Origin of the sequence: Paenibacillus sp. RS8 (assembly GCF_041956825.1) — a bacterium.
Taxonomy (GTDB): Bacteria; Bacillota; Bacilli; order Paenibacillales; family Paenibacillaceae; genus Paenibacillus_AQ.
This window is the reverse complement of record NZ_CP168131.1, coordinates 5,389,910-5,412,596: the sequence shown is the minus strand read 5'-3', so window position 1 is coordinate 5,412,596 and position 22,687 is coordinate 5,389,910. Positions and strand designations below refer to the sequence as shown.

General features: G+C 40.5%; 23 protein-coding genes and 2 pseudogenes. 17 read left to right on the top strand and 8 right to left on the bottom strand.

The features are described from left to right. Window positions 1–9 precede the first annotated feature (9 nt). A pseudogene (glnA, locus tag ACDZ28_RS25585) lies at window positions 10–1,339 on the top strand (type I glutamate--ammonia ligase). Between the two features lie 119 nt (window positions 1,340–1,458). On the opposite strand, the gene ACDZ28_RS25580 reads toward glnA, so the two are convergent. The 3 genes from ACDZ28_RS25580 to ACDZ28_RS25570 all read right to left on the bottom strand — a co-directional run bounded on the left by ACDZ28_RS25580 (window position 1,459) and on the right by ACDZ28_RS25570 (window position 2,812). Beyond that, on the bottom strand, window positions 1,459–1,995 hold the full coding sequence (locus ACDZ28_RS25580; protein ID WP_375103102.1) for a site-specific integrase: 537 nt from the start codon (window positions 1,993–1,995) through the stop codon (window positions 1,459–1,461). A gap of 97 nt (window positions 1,996–2,092) precedes the next feature. Continuing rightward, window positions 2,093–2,452: a hypothetical protein gene (locus ACDZ28_RS25575; RefSeq protein ID WP_375103101.1), complete on the bottom strand. Its 360-nt coding sequence runs from the start codon at window positions 2,450–2,452 to the stop codon at window positions 2,093–2,095. A gap of 114 nt (window positions 2,453–2,566) precedes the next feature. Beyond that, window positions 2,567–2,812, bottom strand: coding sequence for a DUF2642 domain-containing protein (locus ACDZ28_RS25570; protein WP_375105417.1), 246 nt, complete (start codon window positions 2,810–2,812; stop codon window positions 2,567–2,569). 141 nt (window positions 2,813–2,953) lie between these two features. On the opposite strand from ACDZ28_RS25570, the gene ACDZ28_RS25565 reads away from it, so the two are divergent. Beyond that, entirely contained in the window at window positions 2,954–3,124 is a 171-nt protein-coding gene (locus ACDZ28_RS25565; protein WP_375103100.1) for a hypothetical protein, read from the top strand. Between the two features lie 77 nt (window positions 3,125–3,201). Here ACDZ28_RS25565 and ACDZ28_RS25560 read toward each other — a convergent pair whose 3' ends face one another. Beyond that, the gene (locus ACDZ28_RS25560) at window positions 3,202–3,714 is read right to left on the bottom strand and encodes a GNAT family N-acetyltransferase (protein WP_375103099.1); all 513 of its coding nucleotides are present in this window, start codon (window positions 3,712–3,714) and stop codon (window positions 3,202–3,204) included. Between the two features lie 920 nt (window positions 3,715–4,634). Between ACDZ28_RS25560 and ACDZ28_RS25555 the strand changes: the two genes are divergently transcribed. The 7 genes and pseudogenes from ACDZ28_RS25555 to ACDZ28_RS25525 all read left to right on the top strand — a co-directional run bounded on the left by ACDZ28_RS25555 (window position 4,635) and on the right by ACDZ28_RS25525 (window position 11,286). Continuing rightward, the gene (locus ACDZ28_RS25555; protein WP_375103098.1) at window positions 4,635–4,781 is read left to right on the top strand and encodes a hypothetical protein; all 147 of its coding nucleotides are present in this window, start codon (window positions 4,635–4,637) and stop codon (window positions 4,779–4,781) included. Window positions 4,782–4,993: 212 nt separating this feature from the next. After that, a pseudogene (locus ACDZ28_RS25550) lies at window positions 4,994–5,437 on the top strand (DUF3231 family protein); the annotation flags it as partial. A 1,204-nt stretch (window positions 5,438–6,641) separates the two neighbouring features. Then, window positions 6,642–7,619 (top strand): TraB/GumN family protein, encoded by a 978-nt coding sequence (locus ACDZ28_RS25545; protein ID WP_375103097.1) that lies wholly within the window; start codon window positions 6,642–6,644, stop codon window positions 7,617–7,619. A 348-nt stretch (window positions 7,620–7,967) separates the two neighbouring features. Beyond that, on the top strand, window positions 7,968–8,993 hold the full coding sequence (locus tag ACDZ28_RS25540; protein WP_375103096.1) for a CDC27 family protein: 1,026 nt from the start codon (window positions 7,968–7,970) through the stop codon (window positions 8,991–8,993). 73 nt (window positions 8,994–9,066) lie between these two features. Continuing rightward, on the top strand, window positions 9,067–9,567 hold the full coding sequence (locus ACDZ28_RS25535; protein WP_375103095.1) for a cupin domain-containing protein: 501 nt from the start codon (window positions 9,067–9,069) through the stop codon (window positions 9,565–9,567). Further along, window positions 9,567–10,346: an MBL fold metallo-hydrolase gene (locus tag ACDZ28_RS25530; RefSeq protein ID WP_375105416.1), complete on the top strand. Its 780-nt coding sequence runs from the start codon at window positions 9,567–9,569 to the stop codon at window positions 10,344–10,346. Before ACDZ28_RS25535 ends, ACDZ28_RS25530 begins: the two co-directional genes overlap by 1 nt. Window positions 10,347–10,509: 163 nt before the next feature. Further along, window positions 10,510–11,286: a class I SAM-dependent methyltransferase gene (locus ACDZ28_RS25525; RefSeq protein ID WP_375103094.1), complete on the top strand. Its 777-nt coding sequence runs from the start codon at window positions 10,510–10,512 to the stop codon at window positions 11,284–11,286. On the opposite strand, the gene ACDZ28_RS25520 is transcribed toward ACDZ28_RS25525, so the two are convergent. The 4 genes from ACDZ28_RS25520 to lexA form a co-directional block, all read right to left on the bottom strand. Continuing rightward, window positions 11,287–11,865 carry a hypothetical protein gene (locus ACDZ28_RS25520; RefSeq protein ID WP_375103093.1) on the bottom strand — a complete coding sequence of 193 codons (579 nt, stop codon included), beginning with the start codon at window positions 11,863–11,865 and terminating at the stop codon, window positions 11,287–11,289. A gap of 220 nt (window positions 11,866–12,085) precedes the next feature. Next, window positions 12,086–12,466, bottom strand: coding sequence for a hypothetical protein (locus ACDZ28_RS25515; RefSeq protein WP_375103092.1), 381 nt, complete (start codon window positions 12,464–12,466; stop codon window positions 12,086–12,088). Between the two features lie 147 nt (window positions 12,467–12,613). Continuing rightward, the gene (locus ACDZ28_RS25510; RefSeq protein ID WP_042128339.1) at window positions 12,614–12,952 is read right to left on the bottom strand and encodes a L,D-transpeptidase; all 339 of its coding nucleotides are present in this window, start codon (window positions 12,950–12,952) and stop codon (window positions 12,614–12,616) included. A gap of 249 nt (window positions 12,953–13,201) precedes the next feature. Beyond that, on the bottom strand, window positions 13,202–13,828 hold the full coding sequence (gene lexA, locus ACDZ28_RS25505) for a transcriptional repressor LexA (RefSeq protein ID WP_042188849.1): 627 nt from the start codon (window positions 13,826–13,828) through the stop codon (window positions 13,202–13,204). Between the two features lie 295 nt (window positions 13,829–14,123). On the opposite strand from lexA, the gene ACDZ28_RS25500 reads away from it, so the two are divergent. The 8 genes from ACDZ28_RS25500 to ACDZ28_RS25465 all read left to right on the top strand — a co-directional run bounded on the left by ACDZ28_RS25500 (window position 14,124) and on the right by ACDZ28_RS25465 (window position 22,667). Continuing rightward, on the top strand, window positions 14,124–14,537 hold the full coding sequence (locus ACDZ28_RS25500) for a LysM peptidoglycan-binding domain-containing protein (protein ID WP_042128336.1): 414 nt from the start codon (window positions 14,124–14,126) through the stop codon (window positions 14,535–14,537). A 109-nt stretch (window positions 14,538–14,646) separates the two neighbouring features. Further along, complete coding sequence (locus ACDZ28_RS25495) at window positions 14,647–14,856, top strand: DUF896 domain-containing protein (protein WP_042128334.1); 210 nt, start codon at window positions 14,647–14,649, stop codon at window positions 14,854–14,856. A 49-nt stretch (window positions 14,857–14,905) separates the two neighbouring features. Further along, window positions 14,906–15,433, top strand: a complete 528-nt coding sequence (locus ACDZ28_RS25490) for a hypothetical protein (RefSeq protein WP_042128332.1) — start codon at window positions 14,906–14,908, stop codon at window positions 15,431–15,433. 33 nt (window positions 15,434–15,466) lie between these two features. After that, window positions 15,467–16,252: an HAD family hydrolase gene (locus tag ACDZ28_RS25485; protein WP_042128330.1), complete on the top strand. Its 786-nt coding sequence runs from the start codon at window positions 15,467–15,469 to the stop codon at window positions 16,250–16,252. Window positions 16,253–16,514: 262 nt separating this feature from the next. Further along, window positions 16,515–16,946: a FixH family protein gene (locus ACDZ28_RS25480; protein ID WP_042128328.1), complete on the top strand. Its 432-nt coding sequence runs from the start codon at window positions 16,515–16,517 to the stop codon at window positions 16,944–16,946. Between the two features lie 178 nt (window positions 16,947–17,124). Further along, entirely contained in the window at window positions 17,125–20,502 is a 3,378-nt protein-coding gene (metH, locus tag ACDZ28_RS25475; RefSeq protein ID WP_375105415.1) for a methionine synthase, read from the top strand. 144 nt (window positions 20,503–20,646) lie between these two features. Further along, window positions 20,647–21,594 carry a ribonuclease Z gene (gene rnz, locus ACDZ28_RS25470; protein ID WP_042128323.1) on the top strand — a complete coding sequence of 316 codons (948 nt, stop codon included), beginning with the start codon at window positions 20,647–20,649 and terminating at the stop codon, window positions 21,592–21,594. 284 nt (window positions 21,595–21,878) lie between these two features. Then, window positions 21,879–22,667, top strand: coding sequence for an HAD-IIA family hydrolase (locus ACDZ28_RS25465; protein WP_375103091.1), 789 nt, complete (start codon window positions 21,879–21,881; stop codon window positions 22,665–22,667). Window positions 22,668–22,687 lie beyond the last annotated feature (20 nt).

The window sequence follows — 22,687 nt, the reverse complement described above, 5'->3', positions numbered from 1 at the left end:
GAGGATCACATGAGCTTTTCTAAAGAGGATATTTTACGCATTGCCAAGGAAGAGAATGTTCGTTTTATTCGTCTGCAATTTACGGATCTATTAGGTACTATCAAGAATGTTGAAATTCCAGTTAGCCAATTGGAAAAAGCACTTGATAACAAAATGATGTTTGATGGTTCTTCCATCGAAGGTTACGTACGGATTGAAGAATCCGATATGTATCTCTTCCCTGACCTTGATACATGGGTTATCTTCCCTTGGGTGACAGATAGTCGTGTAGCACGTCTGATTTGTGATGTTTACATGCCGGATGGAACACCTTTTGCTGGAGACCCACGTGGTATCCTCAAGCGTTGTCTGAAGGAAGCAGAAGAAATGGGTTTCACAGCTATGAACGTTGGACCTGAACCTGAATTCTTCCTGTTCAAGACAGACGAAAGAGGCAATCCAACTACGGAATTGAATGACCAAGGTGGTTATTTCGACTTAGCGCCAACAGGTTCTAGGAGAAAACTGTCGTCGTGAAATCGTATTGACCCTTGAAGAAATGGGCTTTGAAATCGAAGCTTCTCACCATGAAGTAGCATCCGGTCAGCATGAGATTGACTTTAAATATGCTGATGCGATTACTGCTGCTGACCAAATTCAAACCTTCAAGCTGGTTGTGAAGACGGTAGCCCGTCAACACGGCTTGCATGCAACCTTTATGCCTAAACCATTGTTCGGTATCAACGGATCTGGTATGCACGCTCACCAATCCTTGTTCAAAGGTAAAGAAAACATGTTCTACGATGAAAGCGACAAGTTGGGTCTGAGCAAAACTGCTCGTTACTACATGGCAGGTATTTTAAAGCACGCTCGTGCTTTTGCAGCGATTACTAACCCAACAGTGAACTCATACAAACGTCTTGTTCCTGGTTATGAAGCTCCTTGCTACGTAGCTTGGTCTGCAAGTAACCGTAGCCCGATGATTCGTATCCCGGCTTCTAGAGGCCTTAGCACACGTGTTGAAGTTCGTAACCCGGACCCAGCAGCTAACCCATACCTCGCACTTGCTGTTATGTTGAAAGCAGGTCTTGACGGAATTAAACGTAAGCTTGATCTTCCAGCTCCAATTGACCGTAACATCTATGTGATGTCTGAAGAAGAGCGTATTGAAGAAGGTATTCCAAGCTTGCCATCCGATTTGAAAGAAGCACTTAGCGAAATGATCCGCAGTCATGTTATTACCGAAGCTCTCGGTGAACATGCTCTGGCTCACTTCTACGAGCTGAAAGAAATCGAATGGGATATCTACCGCACACAAGTTCACGAGTGGGAAAGAGCACAATACATGACTCTTTACTAGAACTTTCAAACCCTTGACGCTAATGGCGTTGAGGGTTTTTTTTGTTTGTGGGCGTGGGAGTAGTCAGGGACCTCTGTAATGACGGTGCCCACAAAATGCCCACAAATAATCAGTGGGTGCTATTCGAGGATAGATCTCATGTGGGCTTCGTACTTTTCCATACTGCTTTCTTCAATCTTCTTGGAAATGTGAGAATAGACATCAGATGTAATTGTAATACTGCCGTGTCCGAGTCGCTCCTGAACATACTTCATATCATTGCCTGCTTCTAGTAGTAGCACTGCATGAGTGTGTCTTAGTGAGTGAATCGGCATTGGTGGGAGACCGATCCGTTTCAAAATTCTCGAAAAGGAATTGAATAAAGAAGACTTTGGCATGAAGTTTCCATCATCTCTACAAAGAACTAAGTTTAACTTATGTTTATAGGAACCCTTCCAAGCTAATTTGTTTTTATTCTGATATTTAATGTGTTGTTTTAGATCGCTAATGATAGATTGACTAATCTTTATTGTTCGTTGCGAATTAAACGTTTTTGTATCTCCGAATAGAGTTGCTTCATCCTCAGCTGAAAAATCTAAGGTCTTAAAAATGTTTATTGTTCCGGCTTTCAAATCTATGTAGTCCCAAGTTAGTGCTGCGGCTTCACCTTTACGCATTCCTGTCTCAATGAGGACTCTATAAAAGATCCAGTAAATGTAACCATATTGGTGAGCATTTTGTAAAAAGGCTGAATGTCTTCAGATTCGATATATTTTAAACTCTTTGTTTTAACAACCCCTTAATAGTAACTCCTTTACAAGGGTTCTTTTCTAATTTCCCAAGAATTACGGCTTTCTCTAGCGCTCCGTTCATGGTGTTATGAATAATCTGTATCGTACTTTTACTGTATCCTTGATCTCCGAGATGATTTAGAAATTTTTGATAACCAATCGGCGCTGATTTAATCTTTACAGCTGCTGGCAGGGATCTCCTAGCAAAAGAAATTAGATTTCTGGAATCATTGGAGATCAAGGATCTAAATACCTTCACAGCGTGTTTACTGATGTTCTTAATGGCTATGCTGCTCAGGGGGCTTATCGTGCACATGATCGTTTTGAAGATTAAATAATTCATATAACAATATAATTAAGTCATAATTATCGGTGAATGAAATGATAGAACATCTAACGGCAAGAGTCAACAAGTCATGAAAAAGAGCTGCTTTAACAGCTCCTCATAAATCGTAAATTACTCTGGCATGATCCAAACAATCTCACATATCCGGACAAAGAATTTTCTGCCTCTAGCATCTAACACAACATGGTCTGGTTTGACATCAATTACACATCCGCTGATTCCACCACGAGTAGTTTCTATCACAACTTGTTTTCCAATTACGGATTTTAAGGTTTCTACAACATATGGATCAACAGGGTATACCACGATGGATTGTGGAATTTGGTGCATTTGATGCTTCGAATTCATTTGGTTCATTGGATAGTTCAACATATTACCTCCCAATTGGTTATATGTCATCCTATGCTGATGCCTAGCCAATGTACTGGGCAGTAACCCAATTTCGAAAGAAGGTTAAACCATTAACCAGGCATAGCCCCATAAGGAGAGATGAACGAAATGACAAAACAACCAAAGCTCAAGAAATCGGGACCGAAACTGGAAGACAAAGTAATAATGCATTCATGCTATGAAGCTCGGAAGGAAAAATATAAGGATAAGGTCTGGACGGTGAATTACGGAGCCATGGGACTTGTGTGGATCGGAGGTTGTGTTGCTGGAAGGCTTTAATTGCGGTTTTGAGACTGAGTATCTGAAGAAGGTAGAGGGTTAACCACCCTCTTCCTAAAACATAAATAAGTTTTAAATCATTTATAAAAGTAAGAAGGGTGGTCTAGACCGGTTGGCTCATAAAATTCATTATGAGAGTAAGTAAATCCTAACTTTTTCAACAAATTACTAGAACCGATATTCTGGGGGTTGTGACCAGCAAATATGTTCTCAGCTTTTAATATTTCAAAAGCATAATTTATTACAGCATTTGCGGCTTCTGAAGCATAGCCACTACCCCAAGTGTCACTTTTAAGATGTATTCCAATCTCATATATATTTTGTTCTCGGTCGTACGGGCGTAGGCCGCAACAACCAATAAATCCCTCAGATTCGAGATTAAACAGAGGCCAATACTGTACTTGAAATTCTTTCTGCATATTAATTTCCTTGTATAACCTATCTGCAACTTGTTCTTTAGAAAATACTCCGTTAGCGGAGATATATCTTGTGACTGTTGTATCACCCCAAAGGGAATAGGCTAATTCTAAGTCACTATATTCCCAATGCGAAAAACCTAAACGAGCAGTGGTTAAAAAATAATTTTTCATTTTTGTTGAGCCTTCTCACTAGGACTTATTTTATTTAAGAATAACATTATAGGTTAACTTGTAAGGTGAACAATGCCTACATTTCAACACGAGATACTTTGTTCAAATTGTTGAATGATGCTTTAGCATGGGAAGGGTAAGTCAAGACACAGGTAAAGGATTAGACAAACATTTGCCCACGAGAGATGGCAGAGGCGGCATATATCACGCTTAGTAGTAAGCAGTAGACGCTTACTGCTCACTAGCGAATTCCATAGGAGCTCGTTTTGAAGGTTTCAATATAAAACCAACAGCAGTCTTAAACTTATAAATAAAGTCCTAGACTAGTGTTGGGTTATTGAGTTAAATTTCTCGGTTAGCTTAGTTGTGAGAATTGGATAAGTGCTAGAAAAATACTTAAAACAGTTAGTACAAAGAAAATAACAGAAATTTGACGATTCCTACGCATTTTGATTCCGTATAAGCAAAAGAAGATTGCGGCAGCTAACTTGGCAATAATATTAAAATAGACATGATTCGAAAACAATGAACTGCTAAAGAGAATAGAAGCAAGTAAAGTTAAAGATATAAAAACTTTAAACCATAGAGGTTCCCTTAAAAATTGATAGTACATAAATTTTATCGATTTCATAACGTCTTATCCTCTACGTTTTTAATCCTATTTTATCACAGAAAGCACCGAGAATCAGAATTCATTTCCATTGTAGTAAACTGCCGTTAGATGAGACGATGCACAGTAGGAAGATACATAGACAAAGAGGGTTAGCAGCCCTCCTCTCACAAAGGTTATGACGTAGTAGATGCATATTGCGACATGAAAAAAGATAAAAATGCTTATGCATCCTTACTGGATCTGGAATTGGTTCAGCGCATTGACTGCATTATTGCTGGCGGTGCACTTAATCTAGGGAGGAGGCCCAATGACACAAAGGAAGCTTGGACGTGGAGATCCGGTTATCATGTCAAGTGGTTTGGTTACGGAGCTCACAGATATTCAATACGAGCATAATCGTTACCGCAATAGGGCCGCAGGCCATCAACTCTTATCCATTGAAGATATACCATAGTAATCCATAAGCTATTCCAAAGTAAGCAATCACACCCAGTAAAGAGATGGATAAAAGAATAATAATAACTTTCTTACCGTTCATAAAATTCACCTCATATTTAATATAGCACGGGTTGAAGGAGGAACAAGAGACTATAATCAACTGGATTAAATACGATCCGAATAATCCACCAGAAGGGCATACAGAATACTTAGTTTGCTCAAGTTCATTCCGTGATGGCAAGAGGAGCGGTCTCTCGTTACCAAGCATTTTTAAACCATGCGGGTGATAAGGATTTGAAAAAGGTTCTTAACAGCCTAAGATCAAGCTGAGTTAGAAATTAAGGAATGTGATACACTGCTTACTGATAATGGCATCATTCCAGCGCCCATAATGCCAAAAGACCGGATGCAAAGCTTGAGGATATCCCAGTCGGTGCAAGAATTTCAGATCCTGAAATAGCAGCACATATTGCTGCTGATATTGCCGCAGCCTTAGTGGCTTGTAGCCAAGTAATGTGGCAATCCATTTGAGTGGATATTGGAGCCTTATTCGCTAAGTATCATTTAACGAAAGCGGCATTAGGGGTTAAAATAATTGAAATAACGAAAGAAAAAGGTTGGCTTGTTCCCCCACCTTTACAAATTAAACGACATGAAACAGTTGAAGCTTAGAAAAAAGAGATCCTGCATTTTTTTGCGGGATCTCTTTTTTAAACAATGAAATTAGTGAACACTGGACTTCTAAGTAAGCCTGACTTGTTCCAGTTTCTTATTCTCACCGTTGCTCTTAACTACATACCTCTTTATAAAATAGATCTAGACCCTGCCGGAAGTGGGTTGGGGCACTTTTTTTTCGCTGGTTTCGAATGGTGGGCTTTTTTTCAATAACAAACTAGTCGTTTAGTTAGATAATAGCAGTAAAGAAATATATGGAATTTGTATGTTAACAATTATAGTGCGTATAGGCTTGCAACGTAACCTTCATGATTAAAAAAGATAACAAAAGCTGAAGGGCTATCACTCTCTCTATTCACATAAGTCCATTGTTCGATATCTTGGAAATTGTATTTTTCACCAAGTACTTTTTTTATTTCTTCTATTTCTTAAGAACTACCTCTCAATATACGTTCGCTGATTCCAATAAAAGTACCAATCGTACCAATCGCTACAACTCTTCCACACCTTCCACCAAATCCGCTATCGTGATTGTCACAGATACGCACGGACGGCCCCCGGCTTTATTTCTTCCCATCTCATAAAGTAGGGGGTGCTCCTAAATCATTTAAAGTTATCTGGAACATTCCAAAGTAAGCAGCCCGATCATTTGAATAATAGTACTGTCGTTGTATCGTTAGCATCAGTGGTGTCTCCGGGAACTAATCATTGCAATGATCCGCAGCATACCTGAATTAACCCGGATTCTCATTCTCACTTTTGCTCTATAGCACAATGCAAGGATATTGGACGATTCTACCATCATCAATTTGAAAAAGTGTTAAGAATAAAAATAATGGAACCATAATGCATAATTAATCGTATCCAGTAATAGTAAGGGGATGGCTATAAAAGTAAAGTTAGGAAATGACTGTGTTAAGTGAGTGCAATGAATTAATTATTAAGAAATCATAATAAAGAATATACATAGAGGATTATCAAAAATATAGAGCAGATAAAGAACAAAAAAAGATAAATGACAGCAGATTACACAATGTTCTCGCAACTGGGGGAGTACCGCTTGGTCTGTCCGAAGTAAGTAGAAATATATTCACAACGGAATGGAGCTTAGATATTCACTAGAGTAAGGCGGCATTTTGGAGATTAGCCGGTTATCACATCTGATCGATTTGATGTGTATCATTGGAAGGAGATATTCGATATGAAAAAATGGAGAAGATCGGTCTTATGGCTCATTCTTTCCGTATGTATCCTCGTATCAGGGGCCTGCTCTATGAAGTCTCCACAGCAAGCGGCCTCGAAGGCAAATAATCAAGAGATCGAGAATGCATCAAATTCGCCTACTATGAAAGACGTAACAATTGATGCCGCTCGTGGTTTCATGTGGGAAGTGAAGAATAACGGAACGACGGTTTACCTCGTAGGATCAATACATCTTACGGATGATAACTTCTACCCCCTGCATTCGAAATATGAGAAAGTTTTTGCAGAAGCGGATTATTTGGGTCTTGAAATTGATTTTACCAAAGCCCCTGATGAAGAGCAGCAGAAGAGGATTGTGGATATGATGATGTATAAGGATGGCACTACACTAAAAGATCATGTATCCAAGGAAACGTATGCGAAAGTAAAAGAGTTTTTGATGAAGAACGGTTTGAAGGCCAACGCGTATGATGCGTTTAAGCCTTGGCAGGTGGAAGGAAATATTTCAGTTATGGCGTTGAAGGCAGACTACAACCTAGAAGAAGGAATTGATCTGTATTTTCTTCAGAAAGCCCTTGAACGCAAGATCCCGGTAATAGGACTAGAAACTCAGGAATCCCAGATGGGGACCTTAGCTGGCTTCTCTAAGGAGCGGCAGGAGAAGAGTCTCAATACTACGCTAGACGATTATAATTCTGGCGTTATCAATGATCCAACAGACGAATTGATAGAGATGTGGAAGAAAGGCGATGATCAAACGCTGCTCAAAATAACTAACAGCCTATATAGCGATCCAGAATACGGAAAAGCGATGCTGACTGATCGTAATATAGGTATGGCTGAAAAGATTGAAGGTTACTTAAATAGCAATAAGGAAGGAGAGTATTTCATCGTCGTTGGTGCTCTCCATTATCTGGGTGAGTATGGAATCATTGAACTGCTTGAGGATAAGGGCTTTACCGTCGTTCGTAAATAAATAGCTTATCTACAGTTACTCTCGAAGACTAAGATAATTGTGGGTGTTGGAATTATTCTCTGGAACAATCCAAGGCAATACATAACTCTTTACTAGAACCTTCAAACCCTTGACACCTTTGGTGTTGAGGGTTTTTTATGTTTGGTAAACCTGTTTCGGTAGGTTAACTTCTGGATAATTTCCAAAAAACTGATTATTCTCCCAAAATTACAAATAATAATGATAAACTAAGTAGTAAATACGACATTCTCCTAGGTAGGAGTGGAACGGAACTAATTTTCATTTAAATAGGGCTCTGCATTATTTTGATTTATGGAATTTATGTTGGAACTTTAGAAAGGAATAAGAATGACTGATTATACAAATGAACATAATGATTTAAAATTTGCGTATAAACAAGATTCAACGAATCCATTAATAGCCAATCAACTGGCGATAGCTAGTATGGAAGTTAATGATTATTTAGAAGCTTTTAAACTCTTCAAGAGGAATGCTGAAATAAACCCTTCTGAACAGTCATTATCTAATTTGGCTTACTTTTATTTTCATGAAGGAGAGCCGGAGATCGAGAGTGGTGGATGGATCAATCGTGAAGAAGATGCGATTCTATTATTAGAAAGAGTAATGCTGCTGAATCCAAAGTCAGAAGTTCCCAGTGCAATGCTTGGTCAATTTTATTTTGCAAAAGAGAGATGGAATGAAGCGAAATCAGCGCTAGAAAGATCTTTTAGTGTTAAACCAACCTTTCTAAATCAATATAATCTCGCAGCATCTTTATTTCAATTGGGACAACTGGAAGAAGCTTCAGAGTACTATTGGAAGGCTCATCAGGTTAAAAATGAATGCTACAGCTACTGGGCATTGTATTATTATGCTGTATGTAAAATTAAGACAGGTTCTTACCCAAAAGAGGCTATTGAAGAGCTTGTGAGGTCTATGGATGATAAGAATTCAGAGATAGATAAGGAAGGGTTAGCAGACATTTATTATGAACTGGATCAGTATACTAACGTGGTCAATGCTTATGAGGGAACTAAATTATGGGTCAGTCCGAACTGGGTGCTTCGCTATTTGTATGCCAACGTTCAATGTGGATTTTTGGATAAGGCTAAGGACATTCTGAACAATGCCTTGGTTAAGATTAATGAAGAATTAATTAATTGCATAACGGATGAAGATGAAGATTTTACTCCAGAAGATCGCGAAAGATATAAGTTGGAACTGGAGGCTGATAAACGGGATTATCTTAGAGGCTATGATGATATCCTACATTTAAATTATCGTCCTAGTATGAATTTTACGGCATATGTTGAATCAAAATGTTATTTATTTGGTTGTAAAAGACATGACAATCCTGACTTCTTAGAATCCTGATTAATCATTGTTGCTTAAATTCCTAATCAAATGATATGGTATGCACAGTTTTTGAGGATAAGGGGGCTTAATAATGGTGAAGATTTTTAATGAAAATACAGTTTCTTTTAAACAAAAGTTATCTCCGATCCCTGAGTTTGCTTGGCATACAAGTGAGAGGCTAGCTGAGGTTGCTAATTCTAAACATCTTGTTTTCGACATTAGATCGCTAGATCCAGATAAATATTCCTTTCCTTATCATTTTCATAGAAATGCTGAAGAGATATTTGTGATCTTAGCAGGAAAAGCAATGTTAAGAACTCCTGAAGGTTTTACTGAGGTTAGTGAAGGCGATGTGATTTTTTTTGAAATGGGACCGGAAGGTGCGCATCAACTTTATAATCATACGGAAGCACCCTGCAGGTATCTTGATCTTCGAACAAATCAGGGCATAGATGTTTGCGAATATCCTGACTCAGGTAAAATCAACATTCTCCCATATCAAGAGATCTATCAAGCGGATGATCAGGCGGATTATTATAAAGGTGAAGAACAGGTCCGGGAGAAATGGAACGGGTTGGAGGATCGCACTTGATGGAAGATCGATGGTTCACAGTTACGGAAATTGACCCGACAACGTATGCGATAAGTGAATATGGTCATTGGGAAAAGGTGCATTCATTTTTGCTGTTAGGAAAAGAACAAGCTGTATTGATTGATACAGGCTTAGGCATCGATAATATAAAAAGAATCACAGATCAGTTAACGGATTTACCTATTGCTGTTATCACCACACATGTGCATGCAGATCATATCGGCAGTCATGGACAATTCGATACGATCTATGTTCATAAAGAGGATGAGGATTGGCTGACGAATGGAATACAAGGCTTGTCCCTTGCACAGATCAGAAAAGATATGAGCAGAGACCTTACGCTAACTCCACCTGAATCCTTTGATCCTAGTACATACACACCATTTCAGGGTAAACCGACAGCTCTATTGCAAGAGGGAGATGTGCTTGACATAGGAGGGCGTAAATTAGAAATTTACCACACACCGGGTCATTCACCAGGCCATATAAGCGTCTTTGATCATGCCAAAGGGTATCTGTTTACAGGGGATTTATTGTATGATGTTACACCTGTTTATGCATTTTATCCTTCGACTAGTCCGGAAGATTTAGTGGCTTCTTTAGAAAAGATTGCGCACATTCCAAAGGTGACCCAAGTATTCGGCTCTCATAATACGTTAGGTCTAGATCCATCTATTTTGCATGAAGTAAAGCAGGCGGTTCGTGCTTTGCGTGAGCAGGGACTTGTCGCACATGGTACGGGGATTCATCGGTTTAATGGGTTTAGCTTGCAATTCTAATAAAAAGATAGATGTTCTGTTGATGTAGAAATAGAAATACGTTGATGGTTTTTAAAAACAGTAAAACGGCCTCAAAGAGGACCGTTTTTTGTAGCTTGTGAGCTTGTAGATTTCATCTGTTGGAAATAGAGATATTAATTGAGAGGAAAGAGGTAGTGGAGTAATGTTACCAACAACTGAAGCCTTTGCAAAATCGATGCGTTCCTATTCGAATTATATCCAAATGCCTTGGGGGAGATTGTTCTACCTGACCGCCTGGCATCAAATTGAAAATCACATCCTTTTAGAAAAGAAGCCATCGATTTTAGATATCGGCTGTGGGTTTGGGATAACTAGTCATGAATTTGCCAGAAAGGGGTACACAGTAACCGGAATAGATCCGACGACGGAGATGATAGCGAAGGCTCAAGAGTCTGCGATGAAAGAAGGTCTCGGTATTTCTTATAGCGTAACTACGTTACAGGATTCAGACGTGTTGGGGGAGCGTTATGACTGGATATTTTGCCACAACGTGCTTGAATATCTTGAACATCCCAAAGAAATGTTAATAGACATTAGTAAAAAACAATCTGCAAATGGAATGCTCTCTCTGATCGCTCATAATCCTGTGGCCAAGGTGATGAAGAAAGCCATTATGAATAAAGATCCTCAGGGAGCTCTGGATAGCATTGGAAATATGCGAGAATATAGTGGCATTATTCAAACAGAAATTACGATCTATACGAATGATCAATTGGCGGAATGGTTTGAGAATTGCGGATACGAGGTTAGATGCACTTACGGAATACATAATATCTATGGTTACATAGCAGAAAATGAAGTGAAAATGGATGAAGATTGGAATAAACACATGGTGGAGCTGGAGCTTAAATTAGGCAGTGAATCACCATATAAAGACATAGCGATTTTCACACATTTTATTGCGGAAAAAATCAGATAATTATTCGGATACGATCGTCCTGAAAAATGCATGCAACTGCTGTACTTGGGAGTAAGCTTCTTTATACTGATTGTCGGATTGTTTAATGGGCAATAAGCCTGGCAAGAAGGAGATACTATACACAGGCATTTCACTGCTGTTCATATATATTTTAAGCGTAAGTTCCTCAATAACACTAGCCTCTTCGTCAGCGCTATTAAGCACATTAATATTCGCACTTGAAGCGGTTGCTTTGCTGCTTTGTTGTCTTTTGGATACTTTTGAATGGGTTAGCGCGTTAACAACAATCTCTGATCCCATTACATTATCGAAGGAATACAGTTTTGCTATAGCTTTTTTACGTGTTTTCGGATCGCTACTGCCTATGGCTATTTTCTTATAGGATTCGTTAAGGGCGATCAAGTGAGATTGATTGGGTGGAATGAACGTTTTGGTGAATATGATGTTAAAGGATGAGATTGCGTTTAACAGCTTTGAAAGATCTGAAGAAGTAGATAGCTTTTTCAATTCTAGAAAACCGGCACTAAGAATTAATACAATTCCTATAATACCAAATATGTACATCAAGAAAATCAGCATGGAATCACACCTCCTAGTTATCTCTGCAGAACAAGATTTATTACTTAATGAAAGATATGCCTAAATCTTCTCGACTAGTATCTGCTAAAAGTGAAATTCGTTGAAATATAGGAACAATTACAGCATTAGCAAAAAAAAGCACCCAGAGATCCGCCTTTTATGCATGCTTGGGCAGTTACTGAGTGCTTAGATTAGAGTTATTAATGTAAATATGTCAAAATTATAAGAAATTGAATGCCGTAATTTGATCGGTATACACAATTAGCTGTTTGTATTCGATCGATGATTCAAAGTTAGCATAGGGTCTTACAGAAACATCATTGAGGACTACAAAGTTATAGCTGAAATTTTTATCGGGATGTTCCGCACCTAAATAAGATATGTATTCATCTACAATGACATCATCCATTAGAGATTTTAAGTCAAAAACATCCTCTTTATTGGAGGCGGAAGGGGAGATCGTCCCTTGAATACTGCCAAATGAGGTGAGTAGATTTACTTTTTTTCCACTAGCTTGATCGTTATTTAACAATAATCCTGAGAGTTTAACAAGTGCATCGACTTTAAAATCGACGAGGGTTCTAATTTTGGAGTTGTTCAAAACCAGACACTTCCTTTCTATTTGAAATCCTGTTAACATTATTCGACATATAACCACATAATTCCTATTACGCCATCAAAAATACTTAAATACAAACACACCCCATTCATTGAACCATGAGTGAAGTGTGTTTATTTATGGATAGATTTAATTCCTGATCGTTACTTGTGTTCCAATCGGAACAATCGCAGCTAGTGCTAGCACATCCGCATTGTACATCCGAATACAACCGTGGGAAACTTCGTGACCTATCGAGGAGGGATCATTATTTCCATGTATTCCATAGTGAGGCTTAGATAGACCCATCCAAAAGACCCCAAATGGACCACCTGGATCGGGTTCTTTGTTAATAATAGTGAAGTCACCCAAGGGTGATTGGGTTAACATTTTACCGATTCCGACGGGGAAACCTCTGATCACAATGTTGTTATCAAGAAGATACAGCATACGCTGGGTCAGATCTACAATAATTCGGTAATTTGGCATTGCGCAACACTCCTTTCTAATAGGATATGAGCAGAAAGCCTAAACGGTTATTAATAGAAAATGGCCATTTTAGCGTATGCGAACGCGTGTTCTAGTATGGATGATTTGAGTTAGAAAACAAAAAAAAGCTGTTCCACATTTGTGGAACAGCCTTTGATATTACAGTAAACAGTATCTTTATGCTTCTCGTAGAAACGGATACCGTCCTTTAATGGACGGTATCCGTTTTGGCTTGGTAGGAGTGCATACTTAGTGGATATCTCGAAATAATCCGATAACTCTGCCGAGAATGGTCACGCGATTAAGGCGAAGAGGCTCGTACGCCGGATTCTCCGGCTGAAGACGTATATGATCACGTTCTTTATAAAAGGTCTTAACGGTAGCTTCATCTTCTTCGGTCATAGCTACAACGATATCTCCGTTATCAGCTGTCTGTTGTTGACGGACAATAACATAGTCACCATTCATTATCCCAGCTTCGACCATACTGTCACCTTGAACCGATAACATAAATACTTTGTTATCTCCAACATAGTGAGTTGGAAGCGGGAAGTAGTCTTCAATATTCTCAGTAGCAGTGATAGGAACCCCGGCGGTAACCTTACCTACGACAGGAATGCGTGCGACGGTTTGTGCGAAATGATGGACATTCTCGGAATCCTCTTGGCCAAGCAATTCTATTGCACGAGGCTTCGTTGGATCTCGACGGATAAGTCCCTTCTTCTCTAGCCGATCCAAATGACCGTGAACTGTGGAGCTGGAAGCAAGACCAACAGCTTCTCCAATCTCCCGAACGGAAGGAGGATAACCCTTGCTGCGGACTTCGCTACGTATAAATTCCAGGATCGCCAGCTGGCGACTTGAAATCTTTGACATTGGAATCAACCCCATATAGTAATGTTTGGGAAAATTATAACATAGAACTACCGTTCGCACAAACATAAGTTCTAACTATTATAAATATTAATTCGAAAGAGTTAATAAATGGTAGTCTCGTATTGATAAAGCGAACTTTAAAACAATGATCAGCTGGATTCTTTTTATAGATGATAGGGTGATTTACTCTTTTCAAAAAAAAGAGAACAATTGTTCTGAAATAGTATTGAACAAAACACATGTTCGTGTTATTATAATTTCAAAAGTAAGAACAAGTGTTTGGAGGATGATATTCATGTTAAAATACAGTACATACCGTAGCATCTACGATAAAGCCCCCGTGGTTGAATCTTTAGGACATAATCCTGTTACCCGTTATTCAGCTCAGATTAAAGAGATTACAGCGCTTTTGCTTGAAGGATTGATGCGTTTGTTCCGGAGAGATTTTGTTATTAAACTTACATTGATCATTGTGCTCGTACTATCAGGACTCACAGTAGTAGGTAATGTATTTGCAGGATCTACTACTTTAATGAAGGATGAGAAGCGCGTAGTGGTTGAACGCGGAGATACACTTTGGAGTATTGCTCTTGAGAATAAACCATCGGATATGAAGACGGCTGTATATATAGAAGGAATTAAAAAATCTAATGGCATTAAAGGCAGTCAGATTAATGCTGGAGATATTCTCAGTTTACCTATTTATTAATATTCTAAGAACATAATAGAAGGACATAAAGAGCTTGCAGGGAGTAAACCTTGACAAGCTCTTTTTCTCATGGCAGAGTTAGAATTAATTTATATGGGGAGGGAAAGTTTTGAACATTGATGAGTTGGTCGCGCGTATTAACGAATTGGCACGCAAACAGAAGAGCGTAGGCCTTAATCAAGAGGAAACGGCGGAACGCGCCAAGCTTCGTGAAATCTATTTGGGGAATATTCGCAATAACTTCCGAGCACAATTGAATACGATTGAATTGGTCGATAATGATGAGCATGAACAAGGTAACAAGGGGCTTAAGCATTAACACCCTGTTCCTTTTCATAGATACTACTGGATGACTAGGGGGAACGCATATGGCCCGTTCTTGGGAAAGAATGGTTCAACGTAACACACAGCAAATTAACAAGCAAAGAAAGAAACAGGGGAAGGAAACGATTTACGCATCAAAATCCAAATCTCCTGGCAAGAACAGTGAAACCTTTAAAGGCCGTAACATTGCATTTCCAGTAGTGTTATTAGTGCTTGGTACTATGTTTTGGATGATTGGTTCGGTAGATCAGGCCAAAGGCAATGGTATGCTGATGAATTGGCTAGGAGTCGTTTTGTACTACTTACTAGCAGCACTTCTGTTTTTCCGACGTCCGTATTTGAAGGTGGAGAATGCTAGACTATCCACTATAAAATTCAATCGCGAACGCTATTTACCAGCTTCTGATATTGAGAAAATTATCCTTTCGCGTGGAGCTGTTGTTATTAAGCATAAAGGCAAACGCACGAAATGGATTTTTACCAGACTTATGAATCGTTATGATACAACTGCGATGGGGACTCGACTGGAAGCATTCGCAAAAGCTCACCAAATTGAAGTAGTTCACGAATAGAAATTAACCAGCCATGGGAGAGGGAGACCTGTAATGCCAATTTCCGCTGTACTATTTGACCTTGATGATACACTGCTCTGGGATGATCGGAGCGTCAATGAAGCATTTCGTTCTGCATGTGAAGCCGCTGGGGATACGATTGATCCACAAGAACTGGAACTTGCGGTGCGTAAAGAAGCCATAGCACTATATGAATCATACGAAACGAACCCATTTACAAAAATGATTGGGATTAATCCGTTTGAAGCACTTTGGGGGAACTTTACTGCAGGTGAACAACCGGAATTCCGTCAATTGGAGCAGCTTGCACCGGGATACCGTAAAGAGGCGTGGCGTCGTGGTCTTGCAGCACTTGGTGTAGAGGACGAAGTTCTTGCTGAGACATTAGCAGCCAAATTTGCAGCAGAGCGTAGAAATCGGCCTTACATCTATGAAGAAACAATTCAGGTGCTCGAAGAACTGAAGGGAAAAGTGAAGTTATTGCTTTTGACTAACGGATGCCCTGCATTGCAACAAGAGAAACTAGATGGTGTACCTGAAATCGTTCCTTTCTTTGATCATATCGTAATTTCCGGAAGCTTCGGCAAAGGAAAGCCGGATAAGGATATTTTTCTGCATGCTCTAGAGCTTCTAGATATTGCACCTGAGCAAGGGGTTATGGTCGGTGATAAGCTTACAACGGATATTCGTGGTGGGTTGGCAACAGGTTTGACTACGGTTTGGATTAATAGAAAAGGCAAACAGCCGGATCCGGAAATTCAGCCGGATTATGAAATCAAACATCTTGGAGAGCTTCTTTCATTAGTTCAATCTTTATAAATTAGAGTTAGAGGCTTTGAATAATTGAGCCTTAAGAAGGCAGTAAGTTCCTGGGTTACTAGGAGGCTTACTGTCTTTCTTTATATCTACATATTGCTTTTTAAAAATTGATGAAATTATCTAGTATATGATTTTAGTCACAAGAGTTAAGCTGAATTGATATGAAATACTGAAAAACCAATAATAATGTGTATAATAGATGGAGAATGTATAACATGAATTGGTAGATTCTTAGTACTCAAATCGGCTGGGAGGACTCTATATGAAGATTTCAAGAACAATCGTTCCTTTATTATTAGGTGCAACACTTTTAGTTCTGGGAGGATGTTCATCAGACCAAACCAAACATTCTGGAATACATAATATGAACATGAACATGGACATGTCTATGGAACCTATCAAAGTTGAGTTACATTGGAGTCCTGAAGAGGTTGTTGTAAATCAGAAGGTGACCTTTGAGGCTGTGGTGACGCAAGATAACTTGGCGGTGGATGATGCGAAAGAGGTTCTATTCGAAATTGTGAGTAAAAATGATAATGAACAGAAAATTGAACTTAAAGGGAAGCTAGTTGGTGATGGAGTCTATCAAGCAGAAGGAACACTTGAGAAAGAAGGACAATATATTGTTACATCACACGTAACTGCTAGAACTCAGCATTCTATGCCTAATAAGGAACTCTCTGTGAAACCATAATTAAAAGAATAGTAATGATATCCTATAATTACAGATAATGCAGAGTGGAAAGGAAGGCTTTCCGAAATTCCTTTATTCTGCTAAACTTACTCTAATGTTTTACTGGGGGGACTATACGTTGGCTAAATATACACTTGAGGAAAGCTTACAACAAAGAATATTAATTCTAGACGGTGCAATGGGCACAATGATCCAACAGGTGCCTCTGACAGGTGAGGATTTTGGTGGGGAAGAATTGGACGGTTGTAATGAAATGCTAGTATTAACCCGTCCAGAAGTGATTCAGACGATTCATGAGCAGTATCTCGAAGCAGGTGCTGATCTCATAGAAACGAATACCTTTGGTGCAACGTCTGTTGTACTTGCCGAATATGATATTCCGCAACGGGCACGCGAAATTAATCTGGTTGCAGCGAAGCTAGCTCGCAATGCCGTTGATAAATATGATACACCTGATCGTCCTCGATATGTCGTAGGCGCAATGGGTCCTACAACAAAGACGCTCTCTGTTACAGGCGGCGTCACTTTCCAAGAGCTCGTTGATAGCTACGAGGAACAGGCAGTGGCATTGATTGATGGTCAAGTGGATGCGTTACTGCTAGAGACCTCTCAGGATACTTTGAACGTGAAGGCTGGAAGTATAGGCATACGTAATGCGTTTGAGAAGACAGGCATCAAATTGCCAGTAATGATTTCGGGGACGATAGAGCCGATGGGTACCACGCTTGCCGGTCAGAACATCGAAGCCTTCTATATTTCTTTAGAACATCTCAAGCCTATCTCTATTGGTCTGAACTGTGCGACGGGCCCTGAGTTCATGCGGGATCATATTCGTTCGCTTTCTGCAATCTCTTCAGCGGCTGTGAGTTGTTATCCGAACGCTGGGTTGCCAGACGAGAATGGACATTATCATGAATCTCCTGATTCTCTTGCGCGTAAAATTGCTGCGTTTGCAGAAAAAGGATGGCTTAACATTGCAGGGGGTTGCTGCGGAACGACACCGGAACATATCCGTGCTATGTCGGAGGCACTCTCACAATTTCCTCCACGACCGCTTACAGGGAATCATCCACCGGCACTTTCAGGTATTGAGCCTATCTATATCGAGAACGACAACCGACCATACATGGTGGGTGAACGTACGAATGTATTAGGTTCGCGTAAATTTAAACGTCTTATCGTCGAAGGCAAATATGAGGAAGCTTCAGAAATTGCCCGTGCACAGGTGAAGAGCGGTGCACAAGTCATTGACGTCTGCGTGCAAGATCCGGACCGTGATGAGATTGAAGATATTAAACTTTTTTTAGAATTAGTTGTAAAGAAGGTTAAAGTTCCTCTAATGATCGATACTACCGATCCTAAGGTTATTGATCTGGCACTACAGTACTGTCAAGGTAAGGCTATAATTAACTCCATTAACCTTGAAGATGGTGAAGAAAAATTCGAGCTGGTTACTCCTTTGATTCATAAGTATGGTGCAGCTATCGTTGTAGGAACGATTGATGAGACAGGACAAGCAATCAAGGCTACAGACAAACTGGAAGTGGCTAAACGCTCCTACGACTTACTTGTGAATAAATACGGATTAGCTGGAGAAGATCTTATTTTCGACACGTTGGTATTCCCTGTAGGAACCGGAGACGAACAATATATTGGCTCTGCCAAAGAAACCATTGATGGAATTCGGTTGATCAAAGAAGCCCTTCCAGGTGTTCACACGATCTTGGGGATCAGCAATGTTTCTTTTGGATTACCGGAAGCAGGACGTGAAATGTTGAACTCAGTATTCCTTTATGAGTGCACTAAGGCCGGTTTGGATTATGCGATCGTAAACACCGAGAAGGTAGAGCGTTATGCTTCTATCCCTGCTGAAGACCGTCGTCTTGCTGAAGAATTGATTTATAATACGAATGACGACACACTTGCTGCTTTTGTAGCCGCCTTCCGAGGAAAGAAGGTTGAGAAAAAAGAGAAAATTTCTAATCTTTCGCTAGAAGAGCGTCTGGCTTCTTATGTGGTTGAGGGTACTAAAGAAGGTCTCATTCCTGACCTTAATGAGGCGCTTACTAAATCAGGACCTTTGGAAATCATCAATGGACCGCTAATGGCTGGGATGTCAGAGGTTGGACGGTTGTTTAATAACAATGAACTGATTGTTGCTGAGGTGCTGCAAAGTGCTGAAGTAATGAAGGCTTCAGTTGGTCATTTGGAACAGTTTATGAAGAAGGATGAGACATCGGTAAAAGGTAAGATCATGCTTGCTACTGTAAAGGGCGACGTACATGATATAGGCAAGAACTTAGTGGAGATCATCTTATCGAATAATGGTTATCAGATCATTAATTTGGGTATAAAAGTACCACCTGAGTCCATTATCGAAGCGTTTCGTCGTGAAAAAGCTGACGCGATTGGATTGTCTGGGTTACTCGTAAAATCGGCACAGCAGATGGTGCTGACGGCACAAGACTTACGTACGGCTGGGATTGATGTACCTATTATGGTAGGCGGTGCTGCCCTGACGCGAAAGTTCACCAAAACACGTATACGTCCGGAGTATGATGGTTTAGTACTGTATGCTAAGGATGCTATGGATGGCCTAGATATTGCTAATCGGCTTATGAACCCTGTTGAACGGGAGAAAATTGCCGAGGAAATTCGAGTAGAAGCGGAATCTGCAGTAGCAGTTGCTCCTAAACAAGAGCTTCCTAAGTTAACTAGAGCAGTTCGCTCCAAAATTTCACCAGATGCACCTGTATTTGTTCCGCCAGACTTAGAGCGTCATGTAATTCGTAATTATCCATTGGGGCATATTATCCCTTATGTGAATATGCAAATGTTGCTCGGTCATCATCTGGGTCTACGTGGTTCTGTAGAGGCGCAGTTAGCTGCTGGTGACGAGCGGACTGTTGAGTTGAAAGGTACTGTAGATGATATTCTACATCAAGCAATGCTGGAAGGTACGATTACTCCACATGCGATGTATCAATTCTTCCCGGCACAATCAAGTGGTAACAATATCATCGTGTATAATCCACAGAATACGGCCGAGATTCTGCATACTTTTACTTTCCCAAGACAAGGTGTTGAGCCTTATCTCTGTCTAGCGGACTTTTTGAAGTCGGTCGACAGTGGGATTATGGACTATGTTGGATTCCTCGTGGTGACTGCGGGACACGGTGTTCGTGAGCTCTCTACAGCACTTAAGGAGAATGGTGATTATCTACGCTCACATGCCTTGCAGTCTGTTGCACTAGAAGTAGCGGAAGGGTTAGCGGAGCGTGTTCATCACATGATGCGTGATACATGGGGCTTCCCAGATCCTGCGGATATGACCATGAAACAAAGACATGGAGCAAGGTATCAAGGGATTCGTGTATCCTTTGGTTATCCTGCATGTCCGGATCTGGAAGATCAGGGACCACTCTTTAAGCTATTATCCCCCGAAGATATCGGTGTCCACCTTACAGAAGGCTTTATGATGGAACCCGAGGCTTCTGTGTCGGCAATGGTATTCGCCCATCCAGAAGCGCAGTATTTTAATGTAGAGAAGCTGTAATTCTGTCATTTATTCACCCGGTCTGTAAGGGGATTGTATCCCTATCAGCGGAACCTCCCGTAACTGGGGGGTTTTTTGCTGGAAGAAGGACGTTTAGAATAGACATGAGAGGGTTCAGCCAATAAGAAGAGGGGAGGAAAAAGGATGGAATTATATTTTTTGGGTACGAATGCAGGGGTACCGACTCTGCAGCGCAATGTAACGTCGATTGCATTAAGACTACTGGAAGAACGCCGTAGTATTTGGATGTTCGATTGCGGAGAAGGAACTCAGCATCAGGTTCTTCGTTCACCGATTCGCCTAGGAAAACTGGAAAAGCTATTTATTACTCACTTGCACGGAGATCATCTATTTGGCCTTCCAGGTTTGTTATCGAGTCGTGGTTATCAGGGAGGGACCTCGCCGTTAACGGTTTACGGACCACCTGGATTGAAAGCATACTTAGATATATCCTTAGCTGTGAGTCAATCTCGTATTCCATACAAAATTGAGATTGTCGAGCATACCGGAGGAACGGTATTCGAGGATGATGGCTTTAAAGTGGAGGCGGCATTATTAGAGCATCGTATTGACAGCTATGGTTACCGGGTAACGGAAAAGGATAGTCCTGGGAGCCTCAATACGGAATTACTTAAGAGTTATGGTTTGAAACCTGGACCGATATATGGAAAATTAAAAAAAGGTGAAGATGTTATAACGGACGAAGGTATTCGTATCTGCGCGGCTGATGTTGTCAGAGAGCCTAAAAGAGGGCGTATTATTACGATCTTAGGTGACACAAGACCTTGTTCTGGAGCTTTAGAACTCTCACTTGATGCAGACCTTATCGTTCATGAAGCAACCTTTGGGCATGATCTGGCAGAAATGGCTTATCAGTACCATCACAGTACAGCACGTCAAGCTGCAGAGCTAGCAAAGGAAGCCAATGCAGGTCAACTATTGCTCACTCATTTCAGCTCTCGGTACAGCTCGTCTGAGGAGTTGATTCCTTTGCTGGAAGAAGCTGAGCTCGTTTTTCCAGAGACATTGTTAGCTGAAGAATTCAGCACATATCCAATTTATCGAAGACAAAACGGGCAATTGGGGAAATGATTATTTTCCGGGAAAGCGCAGGAAATGACAGTCCTATGCTAAAAAATGCTGGCTGAGACTCTCGTTCGATTTCTTTCGACGAAGTGTGTTAGATTTAAAGTGATCACAGCGTGGAAGACGTACGAATGGCAGGAAATCTTGCCGAATACCAGCGGGCAATACGACCAAACCCAAAGGATAATGAACCATTCCAAATTCAAGCTGGGCTTAGGTTTATCGCTTATTAATATCATTATTTATTTACCACATTAATTAAATTTCTTATGGAAATAGAGGGATTTATAATGGAACAGATTAAAGGGTTATTGATTGATCTTGACGGTACGTTATATCATGGGCATAAAATGATTCCCGGTGCTGATTTACTGATTAAAGGATTACGTGACGCAGGCATTCCTTTTCTATTTGTTACCAACAATTCATCGCGCACAGCGGCTAATGTGGCTGCTCACTTATGTGGAATGGGAATCGATGCGAAAGCTGAGGAGGTATGTACCTCATCAATGGCGGCCGCGCGTTACATAGCTGAGGAATCACCTGGGGCTGCAGTGGCGATACTTGGAGAAGAGGGTTTGCGTGAGGCCTGTAACGAAGCGGGGCTTCGCATCGTGACAGACTCACCTGACTATGTACTGCAAGGTATTGATCGTTCCTTCAACTATACGTCGCTCTCACAAGCTTCGCGTTGGATTCTGGGAGGCGCAAAGTTTGTACTCACCAACCCGGATTTAATGCTGCCATCAGATGATGGCGTCATGCCGGGGGCAGGTACCATTGGTGCAGCCATTGAGGCTGCTAGCGGTGTGAGTCCGGTAGTAATTGGCAAGCCGGAATCTCATCTAATCAAATTCGCGACAGATCTTCTTGGTATCGAGCCTGAACATGCAGTGGTTGTCGGTGATAATATGCGAACTGATATAGCTGCTGGAGTAAATGCGGGCTGTAGGACAGTTCTTGTATTTACAGGATTAACAAATGCCGACAATCTTGACCACTATAAAAATCTTACCGGGATCTCACCGGATGAAATTTGTGCCGATTTAACTGAACTTAAAACGTTTCTCGGTGTATAATAGCTAGGATCTTATTACTT